This window comes from Brevibacillus laterosporus DSM 25, assembly GCF_002706795.1.
In the GTDB taxonomy this organism is placed as follows: Bacteria; Bacillota; Bacilli; order Brevibacillales; family Brevibacillaceae; genus Brevibacillus_B; species Brevibacillus_B laterosporus.
On the sequence record NZ_CP017705.1, the window covers coordinates 4,220,532 to 4,233,661 of the forward strand.

The 13,130-nt window shown below is 41.0% G+C and carries 15 protein-coding genes and 1 pseudogene; 15 read left to right on the top strand and 1 reads right to left on the bottom strand.

Annotated features, from left to right (window positions below):
• Positions 1–26: 26 nt before the first annotated feature.
• Positions 27–1,301, top strand: coding sequence for a Glu/Leu/Phe/Val family dehydrogenase (locus BrL25_RS20190; protein WP_026315017.1), 1,275 nt, complete (start codon positions 27–29; stop codon positions 1,299–1,301).
• Between the two features lie 153 nt (positions 1,302–1,454).
• Here BrL25_RS20190 and BrL25_RS20195 read toward each other — a convergent pair whose 3' ends face one another.
• Entirely contained in the window at positions 1,455–2,426 is a 972-nt protein-coding gene (locus BrL25_RS20195) for an asparaginase (protein ID WP_018670159.1), read from the bottom strand.
• Positions 2,427–2,514: 88 nt separating this feature from the next.
• Between BrL25_RS20195 and prsW the strand changes: the two genes are divergently transcribed.
• From prsW to plsY, 14 genes and pseudogenes are all read left to right on the top strand, one after another.
• A complete protein-coding gene (prsW, locus tag BrL25_RS20200; RefSeq protein ID WP_018670158.1) occupies positions 2,515–3,189 on the top strand; it encodes a glutamic-type intramembrane protease PrsW in 675 nt (224 codons plus the stop codon).
• A gap of 21 nt (positions 3,190–3,210) precedes the next feature.
• The gene (locus BrL25_RS25280; protein ID WP_018670157.1) at positions 3,211–3,375 is read left to right on the top strand and encodes a hypothetical protein; all 165 of its coding nucleotides are present in this window, start codon (positions 3,211–3,213) and stop codon (positions 3,373–3,375) included.
• Between the two features lie 108 nt (positions 3,376–3,483).
• A complete protein-coding gene (locus tag BrL25_RS20205; protein WP_018670156.1) occupies positions 3,484–4,032 on the top strand; it encodes a cell wall hydrolase in 549 nt (182 codons plus the stop codon).
• 30 nt (positions 4,033–4,062) lie between these two features.
• Entirely contained in the window at positions 4,063–5,439 is a 1,377-nt protein-coding gene (gene ypeB / locus BrL25_RS20210; protein ID WP_018670155.1) for a germination protein YpeB, read from the top strand.
• Between the two features lie 113 nt (positions 5,440–5,552).
• Positions 5,553–6,236 carry a flagellar brake protein gene (locus BrL25_RS20215; protein WP_018670154.1) on the top strand — a complete coding sequence of 228 codons (684 nt, stop codon included), beginning with the start codon at positions 5,553–5,555 and terminating at the stop codon, positions 6,234–6,236.
• Positions 6,237–6,270: 34 nt separating this feature from the next.
• Positions 6,271–6,456 carry a DUF5359 family protein gene (locus BrL25_RS20220; protein ID WP_018670153.1) on the top strand — a complete coding sequence of 62 codons (186 nt, stop codon included), beginning with the start codon at positions 6,271–6,273 and terminating at the stop codon, positions 6,454–6,456.
• Positions 6,457–6,575: 119 nt separating this feature from the next.
• Entirely contained in the window at positions 6,576–7,226 is a 651-nt protein-coding gene (cmk, locus tag BrL25_RS20225) for a (d)CMP kinase (RefSeq protein WP_018670152.1), read from the top strand.
• Positions 7,227–7,240: 14 nt separating this feature from the next.
• The gene (locus tag BrL25_RS20230; protein ID WP_018670151.1) at positions 7,241–7,834 is read left to right on the top strand and encodes a lysophospholipid acyltransferase family protein; all 594 of its coding nucleotides are present in this window, start codon (positions 7,241–7,243) and stop codon (positions 7,832–7,834) included.
• Between the two features lie 179 nt (positions 7,835–8,013).
• Positions 8,014–9,196, top strand: a pseudogene (rpsA, locus tag BrL25_RS20235) (30S ribosomal protein S1).
• Positions 9,197–9,375: 179 nt separating this feature from the next.
• The gene (locus BrL25_RS20240) at positions 9,376–10,032 is read left to right on the top strand and encodes a YphA family membrane protein (RefSeq protein WP_018670149.1); all 657 of its coding nucleotides are present in this window, start codon (positions 9,376–9,378) and stop codon (positions 10,030–10,032) included.
• A 7-nt stretch (positions 10,033–10,039) separates the two neighbouring features.
• Positions 10,040–10,954: a YIEGIA family protein gene (locus BrL25_RS20245; protein ID WP_018670148.1), complete on the top strand. Its 915-nt coding sequence runs from the start codon at positions 10,040–10,042 to the stop codon at positions 10,952–10,954.
• Complete coding sequence (locus BrL25_RS20250; protein WP_018670147.1) at positions 10,951–11,133, top strand: capping complex subunit for YIEGIA; 183 nt, start codon at positions 10,951–10,953, stop codon at positions 11,131–11,133. Before BrL25_RS20245 ends, BrL25_RS20250 begins: the two co-directional genes overlap by 4 nt.
• A 55-nt stretch (positions 11,134–11,188) precedes the next feature.
• Complete coding sequence (gene der / locus BrL25_RS20255) at positions 11,189–12,502, top strand: ribosome biogenesis GTPase Der (protein WP_018670146.1); 1,314 nt, start codon at positions 11,189–11,191, stop codon at positions 12,500–12,502.
• An 18-nt stretch (positions 12,503–12,520) separates the two neighbouring features.
• The gene (plsY, locus tag BrL25_RS20260; protein WP_018670145.1) at positions 12,521–13,126 is read left to right on the top strand and encodes a glycerol-3-phosphate 1-O-acyltransferase PlsY; all 606 of its coding nucleotides are present in this window, start codon (positions 12,521–12,523) and stop codon (positions 13,124–13,126) included.
• The last annotated feature ends 4 nt before the right edge of the window (positions 13,127–13,130 follow it).

Here is a 13,130-nt window from a genome sequence, read left to right on the forward strand (position 1 = left end):
GTGATTATACAATGGGGAATCACGAAATGGTAACCAACAACACTGAGACTGCGCAACAAAAAGAAAGTCTGAATCTTTTAGCTTCGACGCAGACGGTGATTAGGGAAGCACTAGAAAAACTAGGTTACCAAGAGTCGATGTACGAACTGTTAAAGGAGCCTTTGCGAGTCCTGACTGTTCGCATCCCAGTTCGAATGGACAATGGCGATACAAAAGTGTTCACAGGCTATCGTGCACAACACAATGATGCTGTTGGTCCAACAAAGGGCGGAATACGTTTCCATCCAGAAGTTACAGAGGATGAAGTGAAAGCGCTTTCTATATGGATGAGCTTGAAGGCGGGAATTGTTGATTTACCGTATGGCGGGGGTAAAGGTGGAATTATTTGTGATCCACGCGAAATGTCCTTCCCTGAATTAGAGCGTCTTAGCCGTGGTTATGTACGCGCTATCAGTCAATTAGTTGGACCAACTAAAGACATCCCTGCTCCAGACGTATTTACCAATTCACAAATCATGGCATGGATGATGGACGAGTATAGTTGCATTCGTGAATTTGACTCTCCAGGATTCATTACGGGTAAACCTATTGCATTAGGGGGCTCTCATGGTCGTGAAACAGCTACAGCAAAAGGTGTAACCATCTGCATTCGTGAAGCTGCTAAGAAGCTAGGTATCAATCTTGAAGGTGCTCGCGTGGTTGTCCAGGGCTTTGGTAATGCGGGAAGTTATTTATCTAAATTCATGCATGACGCTGGTGCTAAAGTGGTAGGTATCTCTGATGCTTACGGTGCTCTTTACGATCCAAATGGTTTGGATATTGATTACCTTTTAGATCGTCGCGATTCTTTTGGTACCGTTACCAAACTATTTACCAACACCATTTCTAATAAAGAACTATTGGAATTGGATTGCGATATACTTGTTCCGGCTGCTATTGAAAACCAAATCACAGCTGAGAATGCACATAACATTAAAGCTTCTATTGTAGTAGAAGCAGCCAATGGACCAACCACATTAGAAGCTACTAAAGTTTTAACAGAGCGTGGCATTTTGTTAGTGCCTGACGTGCTAGCTAGCTCTGGCGGTGTAACAGTATCGTACTTTGAGTGGGTACAAAACAACCAAGGTTACTATTGGACAGAAGAAGAAGTTGAAGAGAAATTAGAACGTGTGATGGTTCGTTCGTTTGAGAACGTCTACCAAACTTCTCAAACACGTCGTGTAAATATGCGTTTAGCTGCTTATATGGTGGGCGCTCGAAAGATGGCGGAAGCATCTCGTTTCCGTGGATGGGTTTAAGATAAAGGAAGAGCCTTCTTGGATGGATGCCAAGAAGGCTTTTTTATTTGTGCTACTCATTTTGTGTGGTAGAGATGAGAAGAAATAGTAAAAAAACAATCACGTAGAAACATCCTTCTTTCTACGTGATTGTTACGAATTCACAGTCTGCTATTAGTGATCAAAGCAATCTTGCAATTTTGTTGAGTCAATGGTTTGTTGTAAAGCTACCAACAGCTTCAAACGCGCCTTCTGTCCGTTTAATCCATTTGAAAAAATCATACCCATATCTTTTAATTGACGTCCACCGCCTTCATATCCGTATAAATCTTGCACCTGTCCGTTATAGCAACGTGAAACGACGACAATAGGGACATTTTGCTGTAGTAGCTCCTTTAGTACGGGAAGGATCATTGGAGGTAGGTTTCCTAAACCAAACGCTTCAATTACCATACCATCAATTTTTTGGTCTAACAAAAAGCGGAGCCAGGCAGGGTCCATACCTGTTACCGCTTTAATGAGCGGTACATTGCCATCTGCATGCGATATTTCATAAAATTCGCGTGAAAGAGGCGCATGGTGGTACTGGATGGATTTTTTTGAGATGGTACCAATCGGCCCGTAAGAAGGGGATTGGAAGGTAGCTACATTAGATGTATGGGTCTTGGTTACATGCCGGGCTGCATGAATTTCATCATTAAAAACAACCAGTACACCTTTGTTTCGACTGCTTGGATCGATGGCCGTGCGCACGGAAGAAATCAGGTTGACAGGACCGTCTGCTCCTAGTTCATTACTAGAGCGCATAGCACCTGTTACGACAATCGGCACGGTAATTGGCAGGGTAAGGTCAAGAAAATATGCTGTTTCTTCGAGGGTATCGGTACCATGAGTAATCACGATACCATCGTAAGTATCTTGTAACAGCTCTTGTTCAATAATTTCCCGCAGTTGATTCATAATAGCAGGCGTCATGTGTGGACTGGGTAGGTTAACGAAATCTTTCATTACCACATCAGCATACTTACTTAAATAGGGAAGATTATGGTTTAGAACATGCTCATCTAGTGGTTTAACGCTTTCTGTGCCTTCTTCGACTGACATTGCAATGGTACCGCCTGTATTTATTACTAGCACTTTTTTCATAGGGATCTCTCTCCTGTTGCGGGTTTTCATATATTATCTTTCATGGTACGATGAATAGGGAACCTATGTAAAGGAGCAAACAAGAAATATGATTCCGTTAATTGGTGCAGCTTTGGCGCCAGGACTTGCTTTGCTGTGTTATTTTTATTTGCGCGATAACTTAGAGCCGGAGCCAATTTCAATGGTGATACGCTCTTTTATTTTTGGTATCTTGCTTGCCTTTCCCGTAATGGTGTTGCAATATATTTTTCAAAATGAATGGGGCATCGATTCCGTCTGGTTTAACACGGTAATTTCACCTGCAGTTGTGGAAGAATTTTTTAAATGGTTAGTCGTGTTTCACACCGCATATAAACATGTAGAGTTTAATGAACCGTATGATGGTATTGTTTATGCTGTAGCGGTTTCCCTTGGTTTTGCGACGCTTGAAAACTTTTTGTATCTCGTGATTAATGGAAAGCAAGTTGCCATGTGGCGAGCATTATTACCAGTTTCTAGCCATGCTTTGTTTGGTATCTATATGGGCTATTACATGGGTAGAGCTAAATTTGCGAATGCAAATGAGAATCCACTATGGTTATTATTTGTCTCTTTAATGCTGCCAATGTGTTTTCACGCAATTTACAATTTCATTTTTCTGTCTGTTAATTATTGGTTGTTTATGGTCGTGCCATATATGGCAGTACTTTGGTGGTTTGGAATGAAAAAAGTAGAACTTGCTCACGATATCAGTTCTAAAAAAATACACAATCGTCCACACTAGAGTATGAGGAGGCGACTGTATTTGTTCAAAACTCAGCGATCTAAAATTATGATACGGTGCAACCAATGCGGCGAAAAATTTATCTTGCGTGGTCGCCCAGGCATGGAAGGAAAAGTTGACACAGGATTTAAGCAATGTATCTGCGACAATCAGGAACAATTTGATATCACCCATCTGGAAGAATGAAGAGACTGGTATTTACTGGTCTCTTCTTTCTTTTTGTATAAACATGATTTCCCTCACGAACAATACATACAAGGAAAGGAAATTTACCGGTTTGAAGGAGGAAGTTAAATGAGGAGTAAAGAGGTCAAAACATGGAGGCTTATGGTTGCAAGTACAGTTGTAGTTATTTGTACGGCATTCTATTTATTACTCGCTACTAATCTACAAGAAGCGGTGCAGAAACAGACGGAACAGCCTACCGAATCTAATGTGACGCCAGCTGCTACTACCACGGCACAAAAAACATTTTCAGCCTCACAGTTATCAGACAATGACCTTAAGCTGATGGCAAATGCTGTATATGGAGAAGCGCGTGGAGAACCCTATATCGGGCAAGTAGCGATTGCGGCTGTTATCATAAATCGGACAAAGAGTTCATCGTTTCCAAATACGCCTTCCGCTGTTATTTTTGAACCTCGTGCCTTTACTGCGGTAGCAGACGGTCAGATTAACTTAACCCCGAATGAAAATGCTAAAAAGGCAGTTAAGGATGCTTTGAAAGGGTGGGACCCGACAGAAGGATGTACCTATTATTTTAATCCTGAAACAGCTACATCCAAATGGATATGGGGGCGCCCTCAGGTAAAAAAAATCGGTAAACATATATTCTGCCGCTAATCAATACAACGGAAGAAGGAGGATCTAGATATGGTTTATGGTGCAATTTCGCGAGTGCTGTTTCCGGTATGTTTAGTTGGATTGGTCGGTGTTGGTGTTTGGGGCTATCAGGAACATAACGAGAAGAACAGTATACTAATCAAAGCAGAGAATCAATATCAAAGGGCTTTCCACGATTTAAACTTTCATATGAACAAACTGCATGATGAGTTAGGGAAATCTGTTGTATTAAATACACGCAAGCAGTTAGCTCCATGCCTTACTAATGTGTGGCGTCTTGCATATACCTCACAGAATGACGTTGGTCAACTTCCATTGACTCTAATGCCATTCAATCACACAGAAGAATTTTTGGCCAAGGTAGCTGATTTTTCTTATGAAGTAGCTGTGAGAGATTTAAATCAGGAGCCATTGAGTGAAAAGGAGTATAAAAGACTCAACACTCTGTACCAGAACTCTAAAAAAATCCAAAAAGAATTGACTGGTGTTCAAACAAAGGTTATTGATAGCAAATTGCGCTGGATGGATGTAGAAACAGCACTTGCTAAACAGCAACAGCCTGGAGATAACACCATCGTTGACGGCTTTAAAACGATTGATAAAAAAGTACAGGAGTTCCCTGAAATGGAATGGGGAATGACTGTTCACAATATGGAAACGAAACGTCAGCAACGTATAAAGGGCATATCAGGAAAACCAGTTAGTGAACAAAAAGCGATAGAGATTGCTAAAAAATTCGTTGGTAACATTTCGCCAAAAGACAAGATTTCTGTAGAAAAAAACGGAAAAGGTATGCAATATAATGCATACAGTGTCCGTATAACTAGTAAAAATGCTAGTCCAATCAATATGGATGTAACCAAAAAAGGCGGAAAGGTTGTCTGGTTATTAAACGAAAGAGAAGTCAAACAAGCAAAGATAAACTTAGATCAAGCGGAAAAAAGCGCTAAGAAGTTCCTGAAAGAAAAGGGTTACGGCGATATGGTAGCAACCGAACGAGATACATACGGAGGGATAGGGGTATTTACGTTTGTACCAAAAGTGGAAGACGTACTAATCTATCCTGATTCCGTAACGGTCAAAGTGGCGCTTGATAATGGAGATGTGAATGGTTTTCATGCTGTTGAATATTTATTTAACCATAAACAACGCATGATTCCAAAAGCAAAAGTCTCTGCCCAGCGAGCAAGAACTATGATCAATCCACATGTTAAGGTTACTGATTCTAGACTTGCCATGATTCAAGGAAAGAATAACGGGAAAGAAGTTTTAGCTTATGAGTTCACTGGACAATTTGAAAATGATGTTTATATGATTTATATCAATGCACAGACTGGTGAAGAAGAAGATGTAATAAAAATGAATGTAGGCGAGCAAAAAATGCCAAATAAAGGCGAAAATGCATAAGAGGTTAAGAGAGAGTACAAAGGAGTTTGTCTAAGGGCAAACTTCTTTGTTTGCTGTATGGATATCCGCGTGTGTATAATATTGGAAGAGGGTGAGAAGGGGAGGAAATAAGAGTGAGTGTGTTACCTCAAGTAGGACAAGTGATGCGTCTATCTCTCGCGTCCCTGTCAGAAGAGCAAAGCAAGAAAGTGTATAAGACAAGAGTAGCAGATTATTCTGAAAAAAACTTTGCAATTGAACTACCCATCGACGAAGAAACGGGCAGAACGGAGTCTCTTCCAATTGGAACGACCTGTTCAGTATGGTATGTTGGACAAGATGGTTCACGATTTGATTTTGAAACAAAAATTATTGGTACGAAACAAGAAAACATTTCTATGCTTTTGATGGAAAAAGTAGCAAAAGAACAGATCATTCGTACGCAACGCAGAGGTTATCTGCGAGTTCCTGCTAGCTTTGAGATCTCTGTTAGCTATCCAGACATCCGAGGAAAACAAAAGATCCTGGCGAAGACTTTGGATATTAGTGGTGGAGGTCTGGCATTTGCATGTCCCAAGAACCACATCTTACAAGAAGAGCAGGAAATAGCTATGTGGATTAGTTTTCCATCCAAAACGGGAACCGTTAGTCATGCTTTTGCCAAAGCACAAGTAACACGTGTCCAAGAACAAGAACTGAGTGATTTTAATTGGATATCTTTGCAGTTTACAACTATATCAGAAGCAGATCGAGCTAAAATTGTTCGTGTATGTTATGAACGTCAATTGGAAATAAGACAAAAAGGAATAGTTGAGTAATGGTTGACTAACAACAAGAAGGAGCGTTACCTCCATGAGAAAATCAACGTTTGATGCTCGTTTTGTAATGCTGTCCAATCGTTTAGAGAGATATCTTATGAAAGCTATCATTATTTTTATTGCTTCTTTATTGTTGGCTCAAACCATTTTAACTTGGAGTTCAATTCGCCCTTATTTTGTTCGCGTTGAGAGATTGGAAGGCATTTCTGCTATCCGTTAATTTGCTTCATATTCGCTACTGTGGTACAATATACCATAGCTTGGCTTCGACGAACTGTCTTCGCTCGAGGCTTTTCTTCATTATTAACGTATTTAAACTCTAGTAGGTGAATTTACATAATGAATATTGCAATTGATGGACCTGCTGGTGCAGGGAAGAGTACCGTGGCACAACTAGTTGCTGCTGCATTACAGTACGTTTATATTGATACAGGAGCGATGTATCGGGCTTTAGCTTGGGCTGTTTTAAAGAACGGCACTGCAATTGAAGATCAAGAATCTGTTGCAAGCCTGTTACAACAAGCCAAGATTGAGTTGAAGCGTACAGAGGAAGGACAACGCGTGTATTGGGATCATGAGGATATCACTCACCAAATTCGCACACAGGAAGTAAGTAATTATGCTTCAGTAGTGGCGAGTTACCCAGAAGTTCGTGCTACGATGCTAATTCTGCAACGTGATATGGCCCAGCAAGGAAATGTAGTGATGGATGGGCGCGATATAGGTACGCACGTGTTACCTGAAGCGGAAGTGAAAGTTTTTCTGACAGCTTCCATTGAAGAGAGAGCTACACGTCGTTTTGGTGACCTTCTTGCAAAAGGGGAACAACCTGATATAACCGAATTACAAAAGGAAATTGCTGAGCGCGACAAACGCGATCGTGAGCGAGAAACAGCGCCACTCAAGCAGGCTGAGGATGCTATCTTATTAGACACCACAGGAATGCCGCTTGATGAGGTTGTTAGTAAAATTCTTGCGCTCTGCAAATGATTGGGTGAAATACATTGATTCTTTATAAATTTTTTAGAGGTATATTCCGTATTGTTCTTAAGGGATTGTATCGATATGAGTCCATAGGATATGAGAATGTACCAAATGAAGGTCCAGTCATTCTATGCTGCAATCATATTAGTAATTGGGATCCGCCCTTACTAGGATGTGGAATAGACCGACAAGTCAGTTATATGGCAAAAGAAGAATTGTTTAGGTTTCCCGTTTTGTCTCACGTACTGAAAAGCTTTAACGCAATTCCTGTTAAGCGTGGTGGGAATGATCGAGGTGCTATTCGTACTACACTACAGGTTCTGGAACAGGGAAGGGTCTTTGGTATCTTTCCGGAGGGAACGCGAAGCAAATCAGGAGAATTGGGCGAAGGAAAGACGGGAGTAGCAATGTTTGCTCTCAAATCAGAGGCAACTATCGTACCTGTAGCAATAATTGGACCATACCGTTTGTTTCATAAAGTAAAAGTTGTGTATGGAAAGCCAATTGATATCTCAAAGTACCGAGAAGCTAAAAGCAGTAGTGATACTATGCGCGAGGTAACGCAGGTGATTATGGGCGAGATTCAAAAATTAAAAGATACTCATCAACAGTAGCACAGTTGATTACTTGGAATTTGTATGGTTTTTCCAGTATCATCATATACTAATAGCTACTCTCACCTGCTTGAATTTTGGAAGACCACACGCCATTGGCGGGGTTTAATATATTTTGTTCACAGGTTGGCTTCAATAACACTTACATGTCAATGTTGGCATTCGAGGAGGTTTGTTCAATGGTCGATGGCACAGATAACAACGTAAGTCTAACAGATGTTCAAACTCTGTCCGTAGGGGACATTGTGAAGGCAAAAGTGACAAAGGTAGAAGAAAAACAAGTATTGGTCGATGTAGGCTACAAATATGATGGTCTTATCCCAATCAGTGAGCTTTCTGGTCTTCATGTAGAAAAAACTTCTGATATCGTTTCAGAAGGCGACGAGTTTACTGTAAAAGTAACAAAACTGAATGAAGAAAAAGAAGAGCTGGTTGTTTCTAAAAAAGCAATTGATGCTCAAATTGCATGGGAAGAACTGGCTAAGAAGCAAGAAAACAATGAAACGATCGAAGCAGAAGTTAAAGACGTCGTAAAAGGTGGACTTGTAGTTGATGTAGGTCTACGTGGATTTATCCCTGCTTCTATGGTAGAGCGTCATTTCGTAGAGGATTTTAGCGACTACAAAGGACGTACGCTTACTCTAAAAGTTATGGAATTGGATCAAGAAAAGAACAAGGTGATCCTTTCTCATAAAGCTGTTTTAGAAGAAGAATCCAAAGCAAGCAAAGGTAAAGTATTGGACAGCATCGAAGTAGGAAATATCCTCGATGGTACTGTACAACGTTTGACTGATTTTGGCGTATTTGTTGATATTGGTGGCGTAGACGGGCTTGTTCATGTGTCTGAATTAGCTTGGAAGCATGTAGATAAACCTGCTGATGTAGTAAAAGAAGGCGACAAGGTTAAAGTGAAGGTTCTGAAGGTGGATAAGGAAAATGAGCGCATCAGCTTGAGTATGAAAGAAGCGCAACCAGGTCCTTACCATGATATTGCTGAGAAGTTCAAAAAAGGTGACGTGGTTTCTGGTACGGTGAAGCGTTTAACTGGCTTTGGTGCATTTGTAGAGATTGCTCCTCACGTAGAAGGCTTGGTGCATATCTCACAAATCGCGAATCGCCGTGTGAAATCGCCTAGCGAAGTATTAAAAGAAGGGCAAGAAGTAAATGTAAAAGTCCTTGAAATCAATCCTGCTGAGCAACGTGTAAGCTTAAGTATTCGTGCGGTTGAAGAAGATCGTGACGAGGAAGCAGAACGTTCTATCTCGTAAGGAACTCCAACAATATACACAAGATAACAATCAACAGGGTATGGGTGTGACGCTGGGAGACTTATTCGGCGACCTACGAGACAAGCTAAAATAAACTCGTAAATACCGTTATATAGTAAAGAAGAGGCAAGCGCTCGTTAATCATTACGATTAATGGAGTGGCTTGCCTCTTCTTTAGTAGATTTTGTCAAATGGGGTTACTAGTCCAACATCTGAGTCATACTAGGATTACTTACCTATTAAGCCTATGTTAACTAATGAAGGTGTTGTCAGATGAATGATGGAACAATGGCCATGATAGTAGAGTGGACGCTACTATGTGTGGTATGGATGGGACTTACTGATCGGTTTTTACATCACATGGGATGGAAGCGCTCAACTGCATTGATGGTTCTAACAGCTTTTCTTATTACAAGTTACAGTGAGTGGCGGCTTTTTATTCTACCTGTAGAAGTAAATGTGAGCGGAATGCTTCTCCCATTATTGATAGGGGGGGGCTTATGGTACCATCTCAAAAAGAAGCGGCGGAAGTATATGATGACTAGTGCTATATTGATGGCATTTGCTCTGATTTTGTTGCGTAAATTGTTTTTTTGGGACCCTGTACTTTTATTCATCGATGAGGTGATGATTTTACCAGTACTTTGTGTAATTTTGTGCTTTATTGTGACAAGGCATGCTACCTATCATTGGTTTTTACTGTGTGTTGCTTTTCCATTATCAGATGCGTTCTATCAGGCTTCCTTTCTTTCCCTAACAGAGCGTTGCGTAATTGGTGGAGAATACCAGCAAGATTTATTTTGGGCGTCATTTACTTTGTTATCAGGCTGTTATCTGGTTATTCAATTGCTCCAGAAGACCGGTATGCTCTTGCGTACACGAATTGCCCCTTTGATTCGGTTTAAATCAAAATCTCCTACGAACAGGTGAACAACTTATGATCAAAGAATTGCTTTCAAATGAGTATGTCGTTCCTCTTTTGATTGGAATTGCTGCTGGGATTGTCACACGCCTGTATTTACTCCAGACTGATTATCGGCAATATCCTACCTATCCTCATGGGAAGCTCATTCATGTAGCATTAGGGATTATTGCCTCCGGATTGGGGGCGGTTGCGGTACCTTCCTTTTTAAAAGAGGATTACACGGCTATTACGTTTTTGGCACTTGCTGCTCAACAGTTTAGGGATGTTCGTAACATGGAACGAGCAACTTTGACAGAAATCGATAAGCACGAGCTGGTTCCACGAGGTGGGAGTTATATTGAAGGAATTGCGATGGTCTTCGAAGGGCGTAATTACATGGTTATTTTCTCTGCATTTTGTACTACGTTTGCAACTGTGCTGTTCAATTGGTACGGAGGGGTATTGGTAGGTATCTTGGTTTTGATGATTTCTCGCTTATTCAAATCGGGAAAGTCATTGAAATACATAGCGGATGTAGTACCGTCAGTCATTCGTCTCGATGACGTGCATTTATATGTAGACGACATCTATATGATGAATGTGGGCTCCCCCGAGGCTCAGGCTATCATAAGGGAACGAGGTGTAGGTTATATACTAATTCCTAAAAATGCCAATGCGAAGGTAACTATTGCACATCCAGGACAACGCCAGGCAATTATTCATGATGCCTCAACTATTCTAGGCATTTATTCAGACGAAGGTGAGCCCTCTCTTACTCCACTTGTAAAACGAGATCTGAAAACGGGGCGCATGGGGATTTTCCTGTTACCATATGAGCAAGGAATTGAAAAAGGTAAAAGTGTACTTGAAAATACGCCTGTTATTGAAAGTGCCATTCGCATGCCGAGTGAAGCAAAGGTAAATCAGCCAAAGGGGAGTTCATCATGAGTGCTGGTATTCTGGCGATCATTTCAACAAGAAAAGGGGATATAGCAGGTGGAGCCCCTATCTTTTTTGCTAAGGATAGTAAGGAGATGCAAGATATCGCGTTTACACTAGAAAAAATAACAGATGCAATGATTCATCAAATTACACCAGAAATCCTGGTCATTGTTAGGCACAAGTAGAATATGGTATGATTAGTAGATGAAATAAGCTAGCAGAGAGAGAGTGTTGTGTAGTATGGGATTACCAGTAGTTGCAATCGTAGGCCGCCCAAATGTGGGTAAGTCAACGATCTTTAATCGATTGATCGGCGAAAGAGTTGCTATAGTAGAAGACAAGCCAGGTGTTACACGTGACCGTTTATATGCAAAAGGTGAATGGCTAAATCGTGAATTTCACGTGATTGATACAGGCGGAATAGAGTTTGCTGAGACAGATCAAATTTTAACGCAAATGCGCTATCAAGCAGAGTTGGCTATTGATGAGGCGGATGTTATCATTTTGATCGTTGATGTACGTGCTGGAGTGACGGATGCTGATTTGAATGTAGCTCGTATGTTAAACCGGACAGGTAAGCCAATTGTATTAGCTGTTAACAAAGTAGATAATTTCGAGATGCGTAATGATATTTATGAGTTTTATCAGCTGGGCGTAGGTGAGCCATTCCCGATCTCAGGATCACATGGTCTTGGCTTAGGTGATATGCTAGATGAAGTTTTCCATCACCTGCCTCCTGTGGATGAAGAGGAGAAACGCGATGATGTGATTCGTGTGTCTATCATTGGTCGTCCTAATGTAGGAAAATCTTCTCTAACCAATGCAATCTTAGGTGAAGAGCGTGTTATTGTCAGTGAAATAGCAGGAACAACACGTGATGCCATCGATACGCCGTTTGAACGTGATGGTCAGGAGTACGTGCTGGTAGATACAGCTGGCATGCGTAAAAAAGGCAAAGTGTACGAGGGTACAGAGAAGTATAGCGTAATGCGTGCACTTAAAGCGATAGAGGATTCTGACGTTGTACTGGTGGTAATTAATGGGGAAGAAGGCATCATCGAGCAAGATAAGAAGATTGCTGGATATGCACATGAAGCTGGTCGCGGAGTTATCATTGTAGTGAACAAATGGGACGCTTTGGAAAAAGACGATAAAACCATGCAACGTTTTACGGAATTGATCCGTGAAGAGTTCAAGTACTTGTCGTATGCACCAATTCTCTATGTTTCTGCGAAGACAAAACAACGTGTTCATACCATTTTATCTAAAGTAAATGCTGTGGCAGATTCACATTCGATGCGTGTGAATACGTCAGTCTTAAATGATTTGATTACGGATGCTACTATCATGGCACCTCCGCCAACAGACAGAGGAAAACGCCTTAAAATCAATTATACGACACAGGTTGCTGTCAAACCACCAACGTTTATTGTGTTTGTAAATGACCCTGAGTTAATGCATTTCTCCTATGAAAGATATTTAGAAAATAAAATTCGCGGAGCGTTTGAATTTGAAGGAACGCCAATCCGTATTTTAACCCGTAAGAAAACATAGGGAGTGGAGAATGCAATGATGGTGTTGATTTCTCTAGTCATCAGTTATTTGCTCGGTTCCGTTAGTTTTAGTTATTTAGTTGCAAAAAAAGTAGCGGGTATTGACATCCGAAGCCATGGTAGTGGGAATGCTGGAGCGACTAATACGCTTCGTGTACTCGGTAAAGGCCCCGCGATTCTGGTTCTACTATTGGATCTATTAAAAGGCGTGCTAGCCATGTACGTAACTCATTGGCTTACTGATGGAGATGCTGTGGCGTATGCTTTTTCTGGAATATTAGCGATCGTTGGCCACAATTGGCCCATTTTTTATGGATTCCGTGGCGGCAAAGGCATTGCTACAACTGTTGGGGTAGCACTGGCCTTATCGCCACTAGCATTTTTGATTTGTACGATTCTGACTATTATCTGTATTGCTATTACCAAGTATGTCTCTGTAGGATCGTTGCTTTTTGTTACATTATTTCCTATATTGATTTGGTTTTTTAAACAGGACATTTATGTTTTCTGGATTACCTTAGCCATTCCTGCATTGGCTTATTATCGGCATTATTCCAATCTGGTTAATCTATGGAACGGAACAGAGCGTAAACTTGGTGATAAATCGAATAGGAAACTAAGCTGAGTGG

Bases quoted from the DNA above. Each gene is read 5' to 3' on its own strand.
- BrL25_RS20190 (WP_026315017.1), top strand. From the start codon at position 27: ATGGTAACCAACAACACTGAGACTGCGCAACAAAAAGAAAGTCTGAAT.
- BrL25_RS20195 (WP_018670159.1), bottom strand. From the start codon at position 2,426: ATGAAAAAAGTGCTAGTAATAAATACAGGCGGTACCATTGCAATGTCA.
- prsW (WP_018670158.1), top strand. From the start codon at position 2,515: ATGATTCCGTTAATTGGTGCAGCTTTGGCGCCAGGACTTGCTTTGCTG.
- BrL25_RS20205 (WP_018670156.1), top strand. From the start codon at position 3,484: ATGAGGAGTAAAGAGGTCAAAACATGGAGGCTTATGGTTGCAAGTACA.
- ypeB (WP_018670155.1), top strand. From the start codon at position 4,063: ATGGTTTATGGTGCAATTTCGCGAGTGCTGTTTCCGGTATGTTTAGTT.
- BrL25_RS20220 (WP_018670153.1), top strand. From the start codon at position 6,271: ATGAGAAAATCAACGTTTGATGCTCGTTTTGTAATGCTGTCCAATCGT.
- cmk (WP_018670152.1), top strand. From the start codon at position 6,576: ATGAATATTGCAATTGATGGACCTGCTGGTGCAGGGAAGAGTACCGTG.
- BrL25_RS20240 (WP_018670149.1), top strand. From the start codon at position 9,376: ATGAATGATGGAACAATGGCCATGATAGTAGAGTGGACGCTACTATGT.
- BrL25_RS20245 (WP_018670148.1), top strand. From the start codon at position 10,040: ATGATCAAAGAATTGCTTTCAAATGAGTATGTCGTTCCTCTTTTGATT.
- BrL25_RS20250 (WP_018670147.1), top strand. From the start codon at position 10,951: ATGAGTGCTGGTATTCTGGCGATCATTTCAACAAGAAAAGGGGATATA.
- der (WP_018670146.1), top strand. From the start codon at position 11,189: ATGGGATTACCAGTAGTTGCAATCGTAGGCCGCCCAAATGTGGGTAAG.
- plsY (WP_018670145.1), top strand. From the start codon at position 12,521: ATGGTGTTGATTTCTCTAGTCATCAGTTATTTGCTCGGTTCCGTTAGT.